Annotated in this window: 19 protein-coding genes; 8 read left to right on the top strand and 11 right to left on the bottom strand. The window is 67.9% G+C overall.

Annotation, left to right across the window (positions count from 1 at the left end; all coding sequences use genetic code 11):
* Positions 1 to 129 precede the first annotated feature (129 nt).
* Positions 130 to 2,292 carry a TonB-dependent receptor gene (locus tag CA234_RS04970; protein WP_125971843.1) on the top strand — a complete coding sequence of 721 codons (2,163 nt, stop codon included), beginning with the start codon at positions 130 to 132 and terminating at the stop codon, positions 2,290 to 2,292.
* Here CA234_RS04970 and CA234_RS04965 read toward each other — a convergent pair.
* Entirely contained in the window at positions 2,282 to 4,105 is a 1,824-nt protein-coding gene (locus CA234_RS04965) for a hypothetical protein (protein WP_126001043.1), read from the bottom strand. The two genes, CA234_RS04970 and CA234_RS04965, sit on opposite strands and share 11 nt — an antisense overlap.
* A complete protein-coding gene (locus CA234_RS04960) occupies positions 4,105 to 4,320 on the bottom strand; it encodes a hypothetical protein (protein WP_241213245.1) in 216 nt (71 codons plus the stop codon). Before CA234_RS04960 ends, CA234_RS04965 begins: the two co-directional genes overlap by 1 nt.
* A gap of 89 nt (positions 4,321 to 4,409) precedes the next feature.
* Here CA234_RS04960 and CA234_RS04955 point away from each other — a divergent pair, with 89 nt between their 5' ends.
* Complete coding sequence (locus tag CA234_RS04955) at positions 4,410 to 4,826, top strand: hypothetical protein (RefSeq protein WP_126001042.1); 417 nt, start codon at positions 4,410 to 4,412, stop codon at positions 4,824 to 4,826.
* 103 nt (positions 4,827 to 4,929) lie between these two features.
* Here CA234_RS04955 and CA234_RS04950 read toward each other — a convergent pair whose 3' ends face one another.
* From CA234_RS04950 to CA234_RS04935, 4 genes are read right to left on the bottom strand one after another with little or no spacing between them, the layout of a single operon-like run.
* Positions 4,930 to 5,511: a hypothetical protein gene (locus CA234_RS04950; protein ID WP_164521708.1), complete on the bottom strand. Its 582-nt coding sequence runs from the start codon at positions 5,509 to 5,511 to the stop codon at positions 4,930 to 4,932.
* Positions 5,508 to 5,915 carry a DUF6468 domain-containing protein gene (locus CA234_RS04945; protein WP_125971851.1) on the bottom strand — a complete coding sequence of 136 codons (408 nt, stop codon included), beginning with the start codon at positions 5,913 to 5,915 and terminating at the stop codon, positions 5,508 to 5,510. The genes CA234_RS04950 and CA234_RS04945 overlap by 4 nt, the downstream gene beginning before the upstream one ends.
* Before the next feature lies 1 nt (position 5,916).
* The gene (gene fliM / locus CA234_RS04940; protein WP_125971853.1) at positions 5,917 to 6,930 is read right to left on the bottom strand and encodes a flagellar motor switch protein FliM; all 1,014 of its coding nucleotides are present in this window, start codon (positions 6,928 to 6,930) and stop codon (positions 5,917 to 5,919) included.
* The gene (locus CA234_RS04935; RefSeq protein WP_125971855.1) at positions 6,927 to 7,484 is read right to left on the bottom strand and encodes a flagellar basal body-associated FliL family protein; all 558 of its coding nucleotides are present in this window, start codon (positions 7,482 to 7,484) and stop codon (positions 6,927 to 6,929) included. The genes fliM and CA234_RS04935 overlap by 4 nt, the downstream gene beginning before the upstream one ends.
* A gap of 117 nt (positions 7,485 to 7,601) precedes the next feature.
* Here CA234_RS04935 and CA234_RS04930 point away from each other — a divergent pair, with 117 nt between their 5' ends.
* The 6 genes from CA234_RS04930 to CA234_RS04905 all read left to right on the top strand — a co-directional run bounded on the left by CA234_RS04930 (position 7,602) and on the right by CA234_RS04905 (position 11,970).
* Positions 7,602 to 8,342, top strand: a complete 741-nt coding sequence (locus CA234_RS04930; RefSeq protein ID WP_125971857.1) for a flagellar hook-basal body complex protein — start codon at positions 7,602 to 7,604, stop codon at positions 8,340 to 8,342.
* 22 nt (positions 8,343 to 8,364) lie between these two features.
* Positions 8,365 to 9,147, top strand: a complete 783-nt coding sequence (gene flgG, locus CA234_RS04925; protein WP_125971859.1) for a flagellar basal-body rod protein FlgG — start codon at positions 8,365 to 8,367, stop codon at positions 9,145 to 9,147.
* On the top strand, positions 9,147 to 9,575 hold the full coding sequence (gene flgA, locus CA234_RS04920) for a flagellar basal body P-ring formation chaperone FlgA (RefSeq protein ID WP_125971861.1): 429 nt from the start codon (positions 9,147 to 9,149) through the stop codon (positions 9,573 to 9,575). The genes flgG and flgA overlap by 1 nt, the downstream gene beginning before the upstream one ends.
* Positions 9,576 to 9,586: 11 nt before the next feature.
* Positions 9,587 to 10,336, top strand: a complete 750-nt coding sequence (flgH, locus tag CA234_RS04915; protein WP_125971863.1) for a flagellar basal body L-ring protein FlgH — start codon at positions 9,587 to 9,589, stop codon at positions 10,334 to 10,336.
* Between the two features lie 235 nt (positions 10,337 to 10,571).
* Positions 10,572 to 11,426, top strand: a complete 855-nt coding sequence (locus CA234_RS04910; RefSeq protein ID WP_125971865.1) for a flagellin — start codon at positions 10,572 to 10,574, stop codon at positions 11,424 to 11,426.
* A gap of 142 nt (positions 11,427 to 11,568) precedes the next feature.
* Positions 11,569 to 11,970: a hypothetical protein gene (locus CA234_RS04905; protein ID WP_125971867.1), complete on the top strand. Its 402-nt coding sequence runs from the start codon at positions 11,569 to 11,571 to the stop codon at positions 11,968 to 11,970.
* Between the two features lie 690 nt (positions 11,971 to 12,660).
* On the opposite strand, the gene CA234_RS04900 is transcribed toward CA234_RS04905, so the two are convergent.
* The 5 genes from CA234_RS04900 to fliN all read right to left on the bottom strand — a co-directional run bounded on the left by CA234_RS04900 (position 12,661) and on the right by fliN (position 18,649).
* On the bottom strand, positions 12,661 to 13,320 hold the full coding sequence (locus CA234_RS04900) for a flagellar hook capping FlgD N-terminal domain-containing protein (RefSeq protein WP_126001040.1): 660 nt from the start codon (positions 13,318 to 13,320) through the stop codon (positions 12,661 to 12,663).
* A gap of 17 nt (positions 13,321 to 13,337) precedes the next feature.
* Positions 13,338 to 14,777, bottom strand: a complete 1,440-nt coding sequence (locus CA234_RS04895) for a flagellar hook-length control protein FliK (protein ID WP_125971872.1) — start codon at positions 14,775 to 14,777, stop codon at positions 13,338 to 13,340.
* Positions 14,778 to 14,853: 76 nt separating this feature from the next.
* On the bottom strand, positions 14,854 to 16,935 hold the full coding sequence (gene flhA / locus CA234_RS04890; protein ID WP_125971874.1) for a flagellar biosynthesis protein FlhA: 2,082 nt from the start codon (positions 16,933 to 16,935) through the stop codon (positions 14,854 to 14,856).
* Positions 16,936 to 16,958: 23 nt separating this feature from the next.
* Positions 16,959 to 18,290: a sigma-54 dependent transcriptional regulator gene (locus tag CA234_RS04885; protein WP_125971876.1), complete on the bottom strand. Its 1,332-nt coding sequence runs from the start codon at positions 18,288 to 18,290 to the stop codon at positions 16,959 to 16,961.
* Positions 18,290 to 18,649, bottom strand: a complete 360-nt coding sequence (gene fliN, locus CA234_RS04880) for a flagellar motor switch protein FliN (RefSeq protein WP_125971878.1) — start codon at positions 18,647 to 18,649, stop codon at positions 18,290 to 18,292. The genes CA234_RS04885 and fliN overlap by 1 nt, the downstream gene beginning before the upstream one ends.
* Between the last annotated feature and the right edge of the window lie 10 nt (positions 18,650 to 18,659).

Raw genomic sequence — 18,659 nt, 5'->3', positions numbered from 1 at the left:
TCAATCGGTCGGCAGGGGGCGCTCGAAGCGCTGCGACTTCTTCCTCGCAGTGCACCATATTTGTCTTGATACCATATATCATACCCGATACATCCCCGCGTCACGCTCCCTTCAGAAAGTGGAATCTCGATGCGTCGCGTCCTTCTCCTCTCCTCCTCGCTCGTGCTGCTGCCGGTCTCGGCGTTCGCGGATCCCGACCGCGCAACGCCTGCGCCCGCCGAATCCGGGCAGGCGAAGGATGCGCCCGCGCAGCAGCCGCCGGCGATCATCGTCACCGCGCCCTATCGGCTGAGCGAGACCGACGTGCTGTCCGGCACCTCGGTGGTCACCGGCGAGGAACTCACCCGCAACCTGCGGCCGACGATCGGCGAGACGCTGGCGCGCCAGCCGGGCGTGTCGGCCAGCTCGTTCGGCCCGAGCGCCTCGCGGCCGATCCTGCGCGGCTTCCAGGGCGAGCGCGTCCGCGTGCTGACCGACGGGATCGGCTCGATCGACGTGTCGAACACCTCGGCCGATCACGCGGTGATCATCGATCCGCTGCTCGCCGAGCGCATCGAGGTGCTGCGCGGTCCCTCGGCGCTGCTGTTCGGCTCGTCGGCGATGGGCGGCGTGGTTAACGTGATCGACAGCCGCATTCCGCGCAGTGTGCCGGAGAAGGGCTATCGGCTGAGCGGCATCGGCACCTATGGCTCGGCCGCGGAGGAGCGCTCGGTCGGCGGGGCGGGGGACGTCGCGGTGGGTAGCCATCTCGTGCTGCACGCCGACGGTTCCTATACCAAGACCAGCGACCTCAAGATCGGCGGCTATGCGCTCACCGCCGACAAGCGTCGCCAGGCGCTGGCGAGCGCCGCGCTCCCTGTCGACCCCGATGCGGAAGAGCCGATTGACTTCGCCGCCAATGCGGCCGTGCGGAACCGGCTGCCGAACAGCGCCGCCAAGACCTGGACGGCCGGCGCAGGCGCATCGATCATCACCGACACCGGCACGCTGGGTATCGCCTACAGCCATTATGACAGCCTGTACGGCGTGCCGATCCGCTTCGCGACCGAGCCGGGTCAGGAGCAGGAAGGGCCGCGACTGAGCGTCGTCCAGAATCGGCTCGATCTGCGCGCCGAGGCCGATACCGGCGGTGGCTTCCTCCAGAAGGTACGGCTCCGCGCCGGCTATGCCGCCTATCGCCATTTCGAGCTGGAGGAAGACGGCGCGGTTGGCACCGCCTTCTACAACAAGGGGCTGGAAGGCCGGCTCGAACTGATCCAGGCCGATCGCGGCGCGTGGCGGGGTGCGAGCGGCGTGCAGTATTTCGCGCGCGACTTTGACGTGCAGGGCGACGAGGCCTTCCTGCCCAAGAACAAGACCCAGCAGACCGGCCTGTTCACGCTCCAGCAGCTCGACATGGGCGCGCTCAAGGCCGAGGCGGGGCTGCGCTACGAATTCACCGATCTCTCGGCCAATCCCGTGCTGGAGGATACGCGCTTCTTCAACGGCAAGCGCAGCTTCCAGGCCCTGTCCGGCTCGGTCGGCGCCTCCTACGGCGTTGCCCGCGACGTGCGGATCGGCCTGAATCTGTCGCACACCGAGCGCGCGCCCTCGGCCGAGGAGCTGTTCGCCAACGGCGCGCATGCCGGCACCGAAGCCTATGAGCTGGGCAGCCCCGATTTCCGGCTCGAGAAGAGCTGGGGCTTGGAAGCCACCGTGCACGCGCATGGCGACGGCTACAGCTTCGATGCCTCGGCCTATTACAACTGGTTCTCCAACTATATCAGCGACAACCAGGCGCCGCAGGCGGTCTGCGAGGCGGCAGCGGCCCCCAGCGGGCGCACCGTCGATCTGCCCTGCTACCGGTTCACCCAGCGCGACGCGCGTTACTATGGCTTCGAGGCGGAAGGGTCGGTGCGGCTGGCCCAGCTCGGCGGCTACGCCATCAACCTCGATGCGCTGGGGGACTATGTCCACGCCAACATCGTCGACGAGGGGCCCGCACCGCGCATCCCGGCACCGCGCGTGCTGGGCGGCATCGAGGCGCAGTCGGACCGGATCACCGGCCGTCTGGAGGCCGAGCATGTCTTCGTGCAGAACCGCATCGCCGCGTTCGAGACGCGCACCGCACCCTACACCATGGTCAACGCCACGCTCAGCCTGAAGCCGTTCCCGACGATGCCGGGGACGACGCTGACGCTGTCCGCCAACAACCTGTTCGACGTCGAGGCGCGGCGCGCGAGCAGCTATCTGAAGGACTATGCGCCGCTCGCAGGCCGCGACCTGCGCGCGACGCTGCGCTTCAGCCTGTAGTCGAGCTCGTCGCGTCCATCAGGTCCCCGATCGCGCCCGTCGGGCTCGCTTCGGGGATCGCGGCCATCGCCGCACTGATCCGCGCCGGGTCAACCGTCGGCGACGGCTGGGTCAGGAGGTCGAACGCCTGGGCGCTGGGCAGCGCCTTGAACGCCGCGCCATAGCGGGCGCGCAGCGCCTGCAGCTTGGCTTCCTGGTTGAGCATCGCCAGCGCCACCGCCTGGCGGAGCACGATCGCCTGGGCGGGCGGCGTCATCGCGCCGGGGGCGGGCAGGGTGGCTTCGTTCTCGGTGATGAACGAGCCCCAGTTGCGCGTGCGCCAGTGGATCTCGCTGCGGACGCCGCTGCCGCCGGGCACGCCGTCGAGCGCGGCCATCGCCGCATCCTCGCGACCCAGCTTGTACAGCGCCACCGCTTCGATCCGCTTGCGATCGAAGCGCATCGCGTCCGAATAGCTCGCCTGCTCGGTGGCGTGGAGCGTGTCTAGCGCCTTCACCGGATCGCCAGAGAGGATGAACAGCGAGGCCACCTTCACCGAGAGCGGGCCCTGCGCCACGTCCTGCCGGCGCTGCATCAGCTGGTACTGGAGCAGCTCGGCCGCGCGCGGATAGAGGCCGGCGTTCTGCAGCCGCTCGGCCAGGCGCAGCGCGAGCGCGTCGCCTTCGGCACCGGCGGGCCCCAGTTCCTTGTAATCCCAGTAAAGGCCTGCGGCCTCCGGCAGCGGGGTGCCACTGTCGGGCGCGAGCATCTCGGCCAGCCAGGTCTGGATCTGCTTGAGCATCGGGCCGGAATCGCCGTCCGGACGATAGAAGCGGAACAGCGTGGCGGCGCTGCGCAGTGCCGCGCGGCGGTTGTTGGTCTCCAGCGCCAGCTGATATTCGAGGCGGAGCGCGCTCGCCTCGATCTCGTCGCCGCGCCAGCCATAGCGCAGCGCCTCGAGCCGCTTGACGCCTTCTGAGGGATCGATGCGGTGGAGCTTGAGGTCGCCTTCGATATGCGCGAGCTTGGCTTCGGCCTGGATTTCGGGCGAACCGCTCAGCTCGGCGCGCGACAGGCGGAACAGCCCCTCGGCGGGATCGCCCGAGGCGAGCAGCGCCTTGCCGCGCAGCAGATTTGCCTGTGGGTCCTGTTCGCCGAACAGCTTGAGCCAGGCGATCGCGGGCTGGCCCTGGCCGATCGCGATCGCACCGCGCGCGGCGGCGAGGGTGAAGGGCTTGCGCTCCTGCGGCGTGCGGCCGTTGATCGCGGGGACGGCGCAATTGATCTGGCGGGCGGCCGCCTTGGCGTCGCCGGTGCCGGCCAGCGCCCGCACCCGCCAGGCACAGGCTTCGGCATTGCCTTCGAGCTCGGGCAACGACAGTGCTTCGACCGCGTCGCGATTATGGCCGATCATCACCAGCGCGGCGCCGGTGGCGAGCTGGAACGGCGCGACGAGGGCCAAATCCTCGTCGTCGGACTCCATCGTCTCCAGCACGCCCAGCGCCTCGGCGCCCATGCCGCGGCGGATCAGCGAGCCGACATAGTGCCAGCGCGCGAGCTGGCGGGTTTCGGGCTTGGCGTGGATGATCTCGTCCCACGCCGCTTCCTCGCTCAGCTCGGGCCAGTCGCGGCTGTCAGTGACGATCGGCATCTGCGCGAGGGTGGCGGCGAAGGGCGGCAGCACCGGGCGGCCGGCGGGGGCCGCCGCCGGGGTCGCGGCATCGGCGGCAGGTGCCGCGGGGGCGGCGCCATGGTCGGCGGGCGCGTGCGCGGGATCGCTGGGCGGCGCGGCGGCGGTGCTGGCGAGCAGTGCGACGATCAGCAAACGGCGCATCAATGGGCTCCGGCCATGAGATAGGTGACGACCGCGCCGCCGATAATGCAGGCGATGATGAAGATCATGGCAGGCACGATCGGCAGTCCGCCCGCGGCGGCGGCTTCCGCCCGCCCGGCCTGGCCGTTCTGCGTCTCGCTGGTGTCGACGGCATTGCCGCGGGCGCCCGCATCGGCGACGACGCGCATCCGGGCGGGGCGTTGATCGTGGCTCATTTGTAATCCGTTAAGTGCTTGTCCCTTATTTATAGGACGTGCGCGGCCGCAGCGGCCGCCGCACCCATATGATTAGCAGGAGAAATTTGGTGCTCGGCAAGCAGACGCTGGCGATGCTCGGACTGGTGGCAATTGCGGTTTCGCCGCTGCCTGCGGAGCGTGCGCTGGCCTCCGGCGGCGGTGGCGAAGGCGAGGGTCTGCATCTGGTGAAGATGGAGCCCATCGCGGTGCCGATCGTCGATTCGGACCGAGTCGCCGGCACGCTCAATTTTCAGCTGGTCATCGAGGCGCACGATTCCGCGAGCGCCGAAAGGCTCACCGCAGCGATGCCGAACCTGCGGATGGCGGCGATCGCCGGCGGCGTGGAGTTCGCACGACTGGACGCCTCGGCGCTGCGCGCGGTGAACGTCGCCGATCTCGACAAGACGTTGACCGGTGCGCTCAAGACCGTCGCGCCGGACCTGGGCCGCGTGCTGATCGTCGAAGTGGGCGCCTCGCAGAACTGATCGTCCGCGGCGGACGCTTCCTGTCGTCTACTGCGTGCACAAAAACGCCGTCGTTCCGGATCGGCCCGGGACGACGGCGTTTTTGCGTTCGAAGAAGGGCGTTTCAGCCCGGCTTGCGGGCCGGGCCGGCGGGGCCGGCAACCGCCGGACCTGCCTGTGCCGCGACCGGCGCCGCCACCGGCTTGGTGGCGCTCTTGCGTGCTAGTGCCATGCTGAGCGACGCCGCGCCCTTGGGCGACATCGCCGCCAGGATCGCCGCAGTGGAGGCAGGGCGCATGCGCTGCGCCACCTTCATCTGCACTTCCATGTCGAGCTGCTCGAACACCGCCGCGGCCTTGGCCGGCTTCATCGCCTGGTAGATGCGGGCGAGTTCGTCGAACTGGATTTCGGCGGCGGCGGGGGCTCCGGGCGTCCCCGGCGCACCGGCGGCATCCTTTTGCTGCGCCTCGACGCTCGCTGCCAGCCGCTGCTCGGCGGCCTTGGCCGCCTGCTCGCGCAGGTCGAGTGCGCGCTGGCGCTTGGCGGCATCCTGGTCGCGCGCGCTCAGGTCGCGCTCGATCGAATTGCCGAGCCGGGTCTTGGCGGTGCCGTCCTGATCGCCGGTGGCGATGCTGGCGGCATTGGCCACCGCGGCGATCGCGGAAGCCGCCGCCATCAGCAGCAGCAGGGAGGGGCGCGCCATCATGCGGCCTCACGCGTGGCAGGCGTCTCGTCGGCCGATGCTTCGGCTTCGGCTCCCTGGGCGGCGGCTTCCTCGCCGGCGACGCGTAGCGCGTTGGCCAGGCTCACCGCCGAGACGATGCGCTCGCAGGCGCTGTCGGCGATGCCGATCATGTCCGAAAGTTCGTCGCGCAGATCCCGGGCCTGCTCCACCAGCCGCGCATGGCGCGCGCAATCGGTGCCCAGCGTCTGCTTCATGTCGGAAAGCACCGATCGGGCCTGCACGGTCGCATGGTCCAGCGCCTTCACCACGTCGGTGAGGGCGCCGTCCTTCACGGCGCGCAGGCTGCGCATCATGCGCATGCTCTGCACGAGCACGGCCACGCACAGGATGATCGTCAGCACATTGGCGAAAAGCGCGATACTCATGTTACTTCTTCCTCGTGCGGGAAACGTCGTTGACCAGGCGCACGGCGACGCGGCCGCTGCGCTGGCCGATCTGGGCCTGGGCGAGCTTGATGTCGCCGCACGCCATGTCGAGCGCGTCGTCGGGGCTCTTGTCGAAGGCGATGGTCTGGCCGACCTGCAGCTCCTCCAGGTCGGAGAGCGGCAGCGCCTTTTCGCCGAGCAGCACGTTGACCGTCACGTTGGTCTTGCGGATCTCGGAGGCCATATGCGCCTCCCAGATGCTGTCGCGGCCGCTCTTCTCGCCCATGAAGCGCTGGAGCAACTTGTGGCGCACCGGCTCCAGCGTGGCGTAGGGAAACACCATGGTGATGCAACCGCCGCGGCCGTCCATGTCCACGCGGAAGGTTGCGATGGCGCAGATATTGGAGGTGGCGGCGATCGCGGCAAAGCGCGGGTTGGTCTCGATGCGCTCGAGCTTCATGTTCACCGGCTCGATCGGGGCGAAGGCATCGGCAAAGTCGCGCAGCGCCGTCTCCAGCACGCGCGAGACCAGCGAGGTCTCGATCGGGGTGAAGCCGCGGCCGTCGATCACCGTCGGGGTGTTGCTGCCGCGGCCGCCGAGCAGTGCGTCCACCACCGAGTAGATCAGGCCTGATTCCACCGTGATCAAGCCATAGCTTTCCCATTCCGCGATCTTGAACACGCCGACCATCGCCGGCAGCAGCACGCGGTTCATGAACTCGCCGAAGCGCGCCGAGGTCACTTCCTCCAGGCTCACGTCGATCGCGTCCGAGGTCATGTTGCGCATCGAGCTGGCGAAGCTGCGGACCACGCGGTCGCAGACGACTTCCAGCATCGGCAGCCGTTCGTGGCTGATGACCTTCGATTCCAGAACGGCGCGCAGGCCCTTCTTCTTTAGAACCGGTTCGCTGCCGCCGAACAGCGCGTCGATGTCCGCTTGGCCGAAATTGCCGATATCGTCGCCGAACGGAGCCGCGGGCGGATCGGGCAGATCAAAATCGTCTAGGTCGATCATTGCTGGATCAGGTCCTGAATGAGAACTTCCTTGACCATGCCGGGGCCGAGGACGCGGGTGGCGCGCACCATCAGCTCCTCCTTCAGACGGTACACGGCCGCCGAACCGCCCAGATCCTCGGGACGCAGCTCGCGCAGGAAGGGCTGGTAGGCGTCGAGTACCACCGGCAGCTTGTCCTTGAGCGCCGCGTCGGTCGTCTTGGGGCCGGGTACGAGCATCAGGTGCAGCTTGAGGAAGCGCGGCGCGCCGTCGGGTGAGCGCAGATTCACGGAGACGGTGGGCACGTCGACGAACTTGCCCTTGCCTTCCCCTTCGCCGTGGCCGCCTTCGCCTTCCTTGGCATCGCCTTCGCCATGCCCTTCGTCCGCAGCGGCGGTTTCCTCGCCATGCGCCTCGGTCTTGGTCGCGCTCTTGCCGCCCATGAAGAAGGCGGCACCGCCGCCACCCAGCGTGAGCGCGGCCACGGTGGCGGCGCCGATGATGATCAGCTTCTTCTTCTTGTTGGGCGCCGGGGTCTCCTGCGCGCTCTTATCCTCGACGATCTCGGCCGACATAATAACCCTGGACCTTCCGATTTATCGGCCGCGGCGTCCGCACGTCCGATTTCCCTCTATTATAGAACCGTCACCCGGCAATTTCTGCCTAGTGACCATTTTTCGAAGGACGGTCCGGTGGACATCTCCTCTTACGTGCTCCTCAGCCAGGAGCAGGCGCTGCGGCGCCGGATGGACGTGGTGGCGAACAACATCGCCAACATGAATACGGTGGGGTTCAAGCGCGAGCAGCCGGTGTTCCGCGAATATGTGGAACAGACCGACGGCGCGGTGAAGGCCGCCGAGAAGACCTCGTTCGTGCTCGATTACGGCGCGGTCCACGATGCCTCGAACGGCGCGTTCCAGCCGACCGGCAATCCGCTCGACGTGATGATCGACGGGCCGGGCTATCTGGCGGTGCAGGCCGGTGACGGCACCACCGCCTATACGCGCGCGGGCTATGTGAAGGTGCTCGAGAGTGGCGAGCTCGCCACCTCCGGCGGCCAGGTGATCCTGGGCGAGGGTGGCAAGCCGATCAAGATCCCGCCCGAGGAAGCCGGCAAGGTCAACGTTCATGCCGATGGCACGGTGATGGGCGAGAACGGCCCGCTCGGCCGCATCGCGGTGACCGTGTTCGACAACGAGGCGGTCGTCGATCCGCGCGGCAACGACATGTTCACGGGCACGGGCGGACGCGAGCTGCCGGCGGCGCAGACCAAGCTGGTGAGCGGCGGCGTCGAGGGATCGAACGTCAACGCGATCGTCGAGACGACCGACATGATGCAGATCCTGCGCGCCTATCAGACCAGCCAGAGCCTCTCCAACTCGATGTCGGACCTGCGCAAGAGCGCGATCGACAAGCTCGGCCGCGTCAGCTGACTTTCACGAAGGGATAAACTCCATGCGTACGCTTTCCATCGCCGCGACCGGCATGCTGGCCCAGCAGACCAATGTCGACGTGATCTCGAACAACATCGCCAACATGAACACCACCGCGTTCAAGAAGCAGCGCGCCGAGTTCCAGGACCTGCTCTACCAGCAGGTCTCGCGCCCCGGCTCGTCGACCGGCGGCGACACCAAGGTGCCGGCCGGCATCCAGATCGGCTCGGGCGTGAAGACCGGCGGCGTCTACCGCATCAACCAGCAGGGCTCGCTGCAGCAGACCGACAACCCCTATGACATGGCGGTGACGGGCAAGGGCTATTTCCAGGTGACGATGCCCGACGGCACCACCGCCTATACCCGGGACGGCTCGTTCCAGATCTCCGACCAGGGCGAACTGGTGACGCAGGACGGCTATCCGGTGCAGCCCGGCGTCACCATCCCGCAGGGTGCGCTGGACGTCAGCATCTCGAAGACCGGCCTGGTAGAAGTGACCGTCGCCGGCAACACCCAGCCGCAGCAGCTCGGCCAGCTCCAGCTCGCCACCTTCATGAACGAGAGTGGCCTGGAAGCGAAGGGCGGCAACCTCTTCCTCGAAACCGCCGCCTCGGGCCAGCCGACCGTCGGCTCGCCGGGCGATACGGGGATCGGCACGCTGACCCAGGGCTTCATCGAAGGCTCGAACGTTAATCCCGTGTCCGAAATCACTTCGCTGATCACCGCGCAGCGCGCCTATGAAATGAACAGTCGCGTGCTCAAGACAGCGGACGAAATGCTGGCGACGACCAGCCAGCTGCGCTGATGTCCGCGCTGCTGGGCCTGTTGCTGCGCGTGGTGGTGCCTGCCGAGGACGTGCCGGTGGCGGTGGTCCAGCAGCCGGTCGCGCGCGGCGAACGGATCGAGATGGGCGACCTCTCGATCGAAACCCGCCCCGAGGCGAGCGCGCGGGGCGCGCTGCGCCCGGAAGACGCCGTGGGCATGGACGCGTCGCGCGCCCTGACACCCGGCACCCTGCTCCGCCGCGGCGACGTGATGAAGCCGCAGCTGGTCAAGCGCGGCGAGCCGGTGACGGCCAGGATCGTCTCCGGCGGTATGGTCATCACCGCCGCCGGCCGCGCGCTCGGCAGCGGCGCCCAGGGCGATCCGGTGCGGATCGTCGTCACTGCCACCAACCGCACCCTCGACGGATTTGTCGACGGATCGGGAACGGTGCGGATCTCCACTCCCTGAGGGATAGGTACATGCGTAAGGTCATTCTCGCGCTGGCGCTCACCGCCACGCTCTCGGGCTGCGGTGCAGTCGGTCGACTCAAATCCGTGGGCAAGGCGCCCAAGCTGACGACGATGGATCCGGTCGACGCGCCGGACGTCGAGCCGTCGCTCGCGTCGCCGCTCGATCGTTCCAACCGCGTGCGTCCCGAGCAGCCGGCCAATGCGCCGACCGCTTCGCTGTTCCGCACCGGCGCCGGCGCCTTCTTCCGCGACCAGCGCGCGGGGCGGGTGGGCGACATCCTGACGATCAAGATCGCCATCGCCGACAAGGCCGATATCGGCAATAATACCTCGCGGACCCGCGGCGGCACCGAGACCAGCGGCATTTCCAGCCTGCTGGGCCTGCAGACGCCGATCAAGAAGCTGACCGGCACCGATCCGTCCAAGCTGGTCGATACCAATTCGGGTTCCAAATATTCGGGTGGCGGCACCACGGTGCGATCGGAGACGATCAACATGACGATGGCCGCGATCGTCACCCAGGTGCTGCCCAACGGCAATCTCATGATCCGCGGCCGCCAGGAGGTGCGGGTGAACTTCGAGATGCGCGAGCTCATCGTCACCGGCATCATCCGGCCCGAGGACATCGCCCGCGACAACTCGATCCAGCATAGCCAGATCGCCGAAGCGCGCGTCATCTATGGCGGCAAGGGCCAGCTGACCGACGCGCAGCAGGCGCGCTGGGGCCAGCAGATCTACGACGCGCTGTTCCCGTTCTGACGCCTAGAACCAGGCCAAGGTACAAGAAAGGGCCCGCCGGAAAACCCGGCGGGCCCTTTTCGCATTTACCGGATGTTTAGCTTAATCATCCGGTAACCATCAAAATTTTCACGAGAATTTTGGTCAGTTCGATTTTCTTCCCACAATGGACGTGCAGGGCATTCACGCCCGGTCGCGGGTCGGCGGTTCCGACCCGGGTCGCAGAAGCGGCTCTACTTCCAAGAAGGAAATCATCATGGCTTTTTCGGTTAACACCAACGTCGGCGCGATGGCGGCTCTCCAGAGCCTGAACGCGACCAACAAGGACCTGGCCACCACGCAGAGCCGCATCAACACCGGCCTGTCGGTGTCCTCGACCAAGGACGACTCGGCTTCGTACACCATCGCGCAGGGCCTCCGTGGCGACCTGGGCGGCCTGAAGGCGGTTTCTTCGTCGCTCAGCCGCGCCAAGAGCGTGACGGACGTCGCCGTTGCCGGCGCCGAGCAGATCTCCGACATCGTCAACCAGATGCAGGCGAAGGCCCGCCAGGCTGCCGACAGTGGTATCGACACCTCGACTCGCGACGCCCTGAACAAGGACTTCACCGCGCTTCGTGACCAGATCACCACCATCGTCAACGCGTCGGACTTCAACGGCACGAACCTCCTGAAGGCTTCGGGCGGCACCGTGACCGCACTGCAGTCGCTGCAGGACTCGAACACGAGCACCACGGCTTGGAACCCGGACTCGCTCAGCGTGGCGAACCAGGGTCTCGACCTCGGCGGCTCGACGGTCACCGTCGCTTCGACCGGCCAGATCAACACCCAGGCTGCTGCGCAGACGATGGTGGACACGCTGGAAACCACGAAGAGCAACCTGAAGACCACGCTCAGCACGCTCGGCGCCGCTTCGCGCAAGATCGATGCTCAGCAGACCTTCACCAGCAAGCTGTCGGACGTGATCGACGGCGGCATCGGCAACCTCGTCGACGCCGATCTGGCGAAGGAATCGGCTCGACTGCAGGCTCTGCAGGTCAAGCAGCAGCTCGGTGTTCAGGCTCTGTCGATCGCCAACCAGGCGCCGCAGACGATCACTTCGCTGTTCCGCTAATAGCCCTAGGCCCCAACCCTGGGGGGCCGAAGGCTTGCGGGGGCCGGGATGGTACGCCATCCCGGCCCTCTTTTTTTGCCCGCGTTCATCGCGGGTAATATGGTTTCCGCTTCTATAATGATGGGAAACTGGGAGATCGGCGTTGTTTCCGAGGATTCGCGAAATCACCGATGCCTTTGGCGGACGCCTGCGCGTCAGCGTCGAAGAGCATCCCTCGGGCGCGCTGATCGTCGTCGAACGGCCCGATCTGGGCGGACGGCCGCGGATCCTGCTCGATGGCTACGGCGTCGACGTACTCGCCGGCTATATCATGTCGGCGCGGCTCTCGGTGCCGCAGGGGCTGCCCGACGAGCATGTCGACGGCACGTTCGCGACGCGCTTCCGGCTCGAGCTTGACCCCACCGCCGCGCTGGTGCTGAGCCAGGAGGGCGCCGCCGGCCTCGAGATCGCCGCACCCTTCTGGGACCGGCTCTATGCCGAACTCTGCATCGTCGCCGCCCATGCGCGCGAGCTGACCCGCCGCGCCGAGGCCCGCATCCACTGAGCAACGCCGGTCATGGGCCCGCTGCGGCGGGATGATTCCGCATGTCCACCGGACCTCGTCCTCTCCGCGACGGCGGGGGCAGTGGCGCTGAAATCTTGCTTCTTGGTTCTTGCCCCGGGCGTGCAGGCGAGTGGATTCCCTTCCTGGCGGGAAGGACGATGGTTTTTTGCCGCGCTGCCGACCTTCCACCGTCTAGGCGCTTGCCCCCGGCTGCGTGGGGGTGCGCCCGCCATTGCTCCGCGCAAGGAGCGCCGCGAGCAGGATCCAGGAGCGTCACGGCACGAGCAGGGCGCTGCGTGCGCCTGCCGGAGCCTGGAGGTCCGCAGCGCAGCGGCGGAAGGATCGTGCGATGGGGTTAGGGCAAGAGCGCGCGGTTCGAGAGCGTGGCAGCGCCGGGACCCTGCCGTCGGTCGTGCCGGCAATGGCGGACGCGGATGCGGCGGGGCCGGGACGCGGTCCCTCAAAATGCGAGCGGCAGGCCAGTTGGGGGGAACTGGCCTGCCGCTATGCCGAGCGGGGGGGCTCGGCAAATATGGAAGCGCGAGGATCGTGAGGGGATCGGAACGTCCTCGCTGCTTCTGATTTCGTTATATCGCAGAATCGGTTGGGAGAGAAACGAATCCGGCACTAATCAGCTACAGGATTTGTACTTAAGCCTCTCTCCTTAGGTGATGCTACGGAGAGTGGAAGTTACTTTGCAATCTTCAAGATCATGTTGGTGGGGTATTGGGCGCCATTTATGGATACTACCGGCGATCCATTGAGCATCTGGACGTCGTCCACCTTGCCCATGGCCGTGGCGGTGGTGCTGATCTTGGCGCCGGCAGCGGTCGTGCCCGAAAGCGTCAGCTGATACAGTCCGTCGGTATATTTGGTGCCGCTCTTGGTGCTGCCGTCCCAGCTGAACTGGCCAGAGGTGCCTTTTACGTCGAGATCGAAGGTTTCGATCGTCTTGCCCTTGGCATCGGTGATCGTTGCCTTGAGCTTGTCGATCGCGTTGGTCGAATCCCACTGCCACTGCGCCGGGGCGGTGGTGCTGAGGCCGGCCTTGTCCGAGTTCAGCTGCACCGGTTGGCCGATCATCGACGAACTCGTCGTCAGCGACGTCATGTTGAGGCTGGACAGGATGGTATTCAGCGTCTTGTTCTGGGTGATCGACTGCTCGACCTGCGAATATTGGACCAGCTGTTGCGTGTATTGCGAGCTGTCCATCGGATTGGTCGGGTCCTGGTTCTGCAGCTGCGTGGTCAGCAGCTTGAGGAACAGGTTGTAGTCCGCCGTCAGCTTGGTGGACGATTCGGTCGTGGCGGATTGCCCCGTACCCGCGGTGGCCGAAGAGACGAGAGTCATGGCGCTACTCCTGAGCGTTAGGCGATGAGGTCGACCTGGCCGTCGCCGCGGATCGGGCGATAGGCCGCGGTCTGGGCGTCGGGTTCGTCGTGGAACTGCTGGTTGCCGCCGCGCGACTGCTGCTGCGAGGCCTGCTGGCCGTTGCCGCCGCTGTTGCCCGCGCCGCCGTCACGGCTTTCGAAGCGGAAGCTGCTGGCGTCGCTGCGGATGCCGGCCTGATCGAGCGCACGGCCGAGATCGGGGGCTTCCTGGCGGAGCAGCTCGAGCGTGTGCGGGCTCTCGGCGCGCATCGTCGCCTGGACGCGGCCCTTGTCGTCGAACGCGAGGGTGACTTCGACTCGGCCGAGCTCGGCCGGATTCATGCGAACGCGCAGCATGTCCTCGCCGGCATCGACCTTGCGGGCAATCTCGACGCCGAGGCTGCGGCCCAGTTCGCCGGCGCGCGCGTTGAGCACGGGCTCGGTCGCCGGGGTGGCGGGCGCTGCGTTCGCTGCCGGGGCGACATGCCCCGAGGTGGTGGGGAAGGGCACGGCGCTGGTGCCGCCATGGCGCGTATCGGCGGCGGCAAGCTGCTGGCCGAAATTCTGCTGGCCATGGTCGCCGGCGCTGCTGCCATCGGTACCGCCGCCGCCATGGGGGCGGGCCGCTACCGCGTCGGCGAGCTTGTCGTTGGTGGTCTGCGCGGGCGCGGCATCGTTGCCGGTGATGGCGTCCGCCTTGGCATAGCGCGGGCCGGTGACGGCGCCGGTCTTGCTCTGGGCGGCGGGTTGCTGCGCGGCGGCGGGCTGGGCGGTCGGCTGTTGCTGCTGGGCGACGGGCACGGCGATCGGCTGGACGACCACCGGCGTGGCCGCTTCCGGCGCGGGCAGCGGGGCGCTGGCGGGATCGAGGCCGTTCTTGTCGCCGCCGACACCGCGTCCGGGCTTGGCGACCTTCTCCGCCACCGCCGGACGTGCGGGCTCGGCGTACTCGGTCGGCTTGGGTGCGGCGGCTTCGAGCAGTGCGGCGAGCGGGTCGGTGGTCTCGGGCTGTGCCTCGCCAGCGGTCGGCTTGGCAGCCACCGGCGTTGCCGGTTCCGCGGAAGCATCATCGGTCTTGCCGCGCGCATCCGCGAGCGCCTTGGCGATGGCATCGGCGAGCGGGTTGCCGCCGGTTGCCACCGGCGGGGTGACGGTGCCCGGCGCGGCGGTGGCGAGCAGCTGGGTCATGCCCACCTGCGGCTTGTCGCCCGGCAGCGCGTTCGCATCGGGGGTCGCCGGCAGCAGTGGTGCGCCGGTCTGCGCGCCGAGCAGTCCGGTCGCGCCGCCGCCGGCGAAGACGAGCCCCTGCGCACCCCACCCGGTCGGCCCGCCTAGACCGCCCAGCAATCCGGCAAAGCCGATGCCGGCGGCCGCATTCGCAGCGCCCTCCTGGGGAACGAGGGCGGCGAAGGGGGAGCCGATGTTCGTGACGTTCATGCAGTCGCCTCTTGCACGGCCGACAAGAGGCCGTTCCAAACCATTATAGGACGATCGTCGGAACGATCGTTGCGGGTCAGCCAATTACGCCGAGCGCACGGATGCGCGCGCGGGCATGAATCTCGTTCTGCGATAGCACCACCGTCGCCGGGCGGACGCGCTCGATGATCGAGCGGACGAACGGCCGGATCGACGGGCTGGTCAGCAGGCAGGGAATCTCGCCGTCCTGCGCCAGCCGGTCATAGGTCTCGCGCACCGCGCCGATGAACTGCTGGAGCGCGGAAGGGGCCATCGCCAGCTGGCGGTCGTCGCCGGCGCCGAGGATGCTGTCGGCGAAGGCCTGGTCCCAGTCGGCCGAGAGCGTCACCACCGGGATCGCGTCGCCGCGCGCCTGCGAAGCGCTGATCTGGCGGGCGAGGCGGCTGCGGACATGCTCGGTGATCGTGGTCAGATTGCTGGTCAGCGGCGCGGACTCCGCAATGCCCTCCAGGATCGTCGGGATGTCGCGGATTGAGATCTGCTCGGCGAGCAGGTTCTGCAGGATGCGCTGGACGCTCGACACCGAGACCTTCGACGGGATGATGTCCGCCACCAGCTTTTCCGATTCCTTGTGGACTTCGGTCAGCAGCTTCTGCGTCTCGGTATAGGACAGCAGATCGGCGATGTTTTCCTTCACCAGCTCGGTCAGGTGCGTGGCGATGATCGTGCCGCAATCGACTACGGTGAGGCCACGGAAGCCGGCTTCGTCGCGCAGCTCGCGATCGATCCAGAGGGCGGGCAGGCCGAACACCGGTTCCTTGGTGACTTCGCCCGGCAGCCCGACCGAGCCGCCGCCCGGATTGATCAGCAGCAGCTTCTCCAGCCGGATGTCGCCGCGGGCCGCCTCGGTCTCCTTGATCGAGATGACATATTCGTTGGGCTTGAGGCCCATATTGTCGATGATCCGTACCGACGGCAGCACGAAGCCGTATTCGGTCGCCATCTGGCGGCGCAGCGCGCGGACCTGGTCGTCGAGCCGCGGCTCGCGGGTATCGTCGTTGATCATCGGCAGCAGCGCATAGCCGATCTCGATGCGGACGGCGTCGATCGCCAGCGTCTCGGAGATCGGCTGCTCGACCGCCTGCGACTGCGCGACTTCCTGCGCCGCCTGGATGCGCTCGCGGGCGGCCTTGGCGGTGGAGCGGCGCGACATCTCCCAGGCGACCCAGCCCGACAGCGCCGAGAAGGCGGCGAAGGGGATGAAGGGCAGGCCGGGCATCAGCGCCAGCGCACCCATCAGGAACGCCACCATGCCGAACGCCTTGGGGTACCGGCCGAGCTGGTCGCCCAGCGCCGCGCCGGTCTTGCCGGCGACGCCGCCCTTGGAGACGAGCAGGCCCGCCGCGGTCGACACGATCAGTGCCGGGATCTGGCTGACCAGGCCGTCGCCGGCGGTGAGCACGGTATAGGTGCGGAACGCCTCGCCGATCGGCACGCCGTGCTCGATCACGCCGATGCCGAGGCCCACGACGATGTTGATCGCGGTGATCAGCAGGCCGGCGACGGCATCGCCCTTCACAAACTTGGAGGCGCCGTCCATCGCGCCGTAGAAGCCGCTTTCGGCCTCCACTTCGGCGCGGCGGGCCTTGGCCTGCTCCTCGTTGATCATGCCGGCGGAGAGGTCGGCGTCGATCGCCATCTGCTTGCCAGGCATCGAGTCGAGGCTGAAGCGCGCAGCGACTTCGGCGATACGGCCGGCGCCCTTGGTGATGACGACGAAGTTGATCACCACCAGGATCATGAAGATGGTGAGACCGATGATGGTCTCGCCGCCCATCAGGAACTCGCCAAAGGCGCCGATCACGCCGCCGGCGGCATCGGGCCCTTCGTGGCCGTGGCCGAGGATCAGGCGGGTGGAGGCAAGATTGAGGCCCAGCCGCAGCATCGTCGCTATCAGCAGGATCGTCGGGAAGGCACTGAGCTCCAGCGGCTTCTCGATGAACAGCGCCGTCATCAGGATCATCACCGAGACGGTGATCGACAGGGCAAGCCCCATGTCGAGCATCCAGCCCGGCATCGGCAGGATCAGCATCGCGATGATCGCGATCACGCCGCCCGCCAGCGCCATGTCGCGGTTGGCGCCGATGCGGTCGAGGAATTTCAGGACGGCGGGAGGCATGGGCTGCTACCGGAAACTGGAGGTCAGGGCGCGGGCGAGACGGCGATGCCGGCGTCGATGAAGCTGCGCAGCTTGTTGCGCATCGTCCGCACCGAAATGCCGAGGATGTTCGAGGCCGAGGTGCGGTTGCCGTGGCAGCGTTCGAGCGTCTGCAGGATCAGTTCGCGCTCCACCTCTTCGACCGTGCGGCCGACCAAGCTGTTGATGTCCAAGGGATTGGTCTCTGTGTTGAGTTCGGCGAGCGGCGTGCCGTCGGCGCGCACCAGGTCGCCCGGCATGATCGCGGCGCCTCGGCCGAGCAGGATGGCGCGGTGCACGGTCTCGTCCAGCTCGCGGATGTTGCCCGGCCAGACATAGCGCTGGAGCAGCGCCAGCGCCTCGTCGGTGAAGGCGCGCGGCGGCAGCCCGTCGACTTCGGCGTGGCGCTTGGCGAAATAGCGGGCGAGGGCGATGATGTCCTCGCCGCGAGCGCGCAAGGGCGGCACCTCGACGCGCACCAGCCCCAGCCGCACCAGCAGGTCGGCGCGGAACGTGCCGCTTTCGACCAGCGCGTCGAGGTTGAGGCTCGAGGTCGCGATCAGCCGGCCGTGGAACGGAATGGTCTCATGCCCCGCCAGCCGGCGGAACTGCTGCTTCTGCAGCACGTCGTGCAGCTTGGCCTGGAGCGCGGGCGAGAGCATGCCGACTTCGCGGAGCAGCACCGTGCCGTGCCCGGCCTTTTCGAGCCGGCCGATGCGGCGGGCGACCGCGCCCGGGAAGGCGCCGGCCTCATGGCCGAACAGTTCGGATTCGATCACGTCGGGCGCGACCCCCGCGCACTCGGCGACGAGCATCGGCTGCGGACGGCCGGAGGCATCGTGCACCGCACGCGCCATCATTTCCTTGCCGCTGCCCTTTTCGCCGGTGATCAGCACCGGGGCGGCGCTGGGCGCCACGCCGGCGGCGAGCGAGAGGGCGCGGGCGAGCGCTGGGTGGCCGCCGATCCAGGCCGGGGCCTTGCGCTCGACCACCGAGGCGATGGCGGCGGCGATCAGCTCGCGCTGCGGGGGAAGGGGGACGTAATCGCGCGCACCGGCGCGGATCGCCGCCACCGCGCGCTCGGCGGGGGCGTCGATGCCGCAGGCCAGCACGGCGATGGTGAAGCGCTCGGCGCGGATGCTCGCCATGAAGGCGGTGATGTCCGCCTCGACGTCGATCATCACCAGATCGGCACCTCCCTGGCGCAGCTCGACCAGCCCTTCGCCGGGCGTGTCGGCCATCGCCACTTCGGCGCCGGCGCTGCGGGCGAGCTCGGCGGCGAGACGGAACTCGCTGCCGGGCGCGCCGATCAGAAGCATGCGGATCGCGCTGTTCATCAGCGGTCGGGCCGAACGATTTCGGTGAGCGTCACGCCCAGCGCGTTGTCGATCAGGACGACTTCGCCACGCGCGATGAGCCGGTCATTGACGAAGATGTCGACCGGTTCGCCGACGCGGCGATCCAGCTCGAGCACGGTGCCCGCGCTGAGCGCGAGCAGATCGCCGATCGGCATCCGCGCGCGGCCGAGCACCGCCTGCACCTTCACCGGCACGTCGTGCACCGCCTCCAGGCCGCCGCTGGCGCCATTGCCCTCGGGCATGCTGCCCGGCAGTTCGAAATCCTGGAAATCGGGGGCGGGGGCGGGCTGGGGCTCGCTGCCGTCCGACGGGATGATGTCGTGGGGATCGATCGTCATCTGCTAAAAT

This window comes from Sphingomonas sp. ABOLE (genome assembly GCF_003950455.1).
GTDB lineage: Bacteria > Pseudomonadota > Alphaproteobacteria > Sphingomonadales > Sphingomonadaceae > Sphingomonas > Sphingomonas trueperi.
Note: the sequence above shows the minus strand (reverse complement) of the source record. Positions and strands in the feature narration are given on the sequence as shown.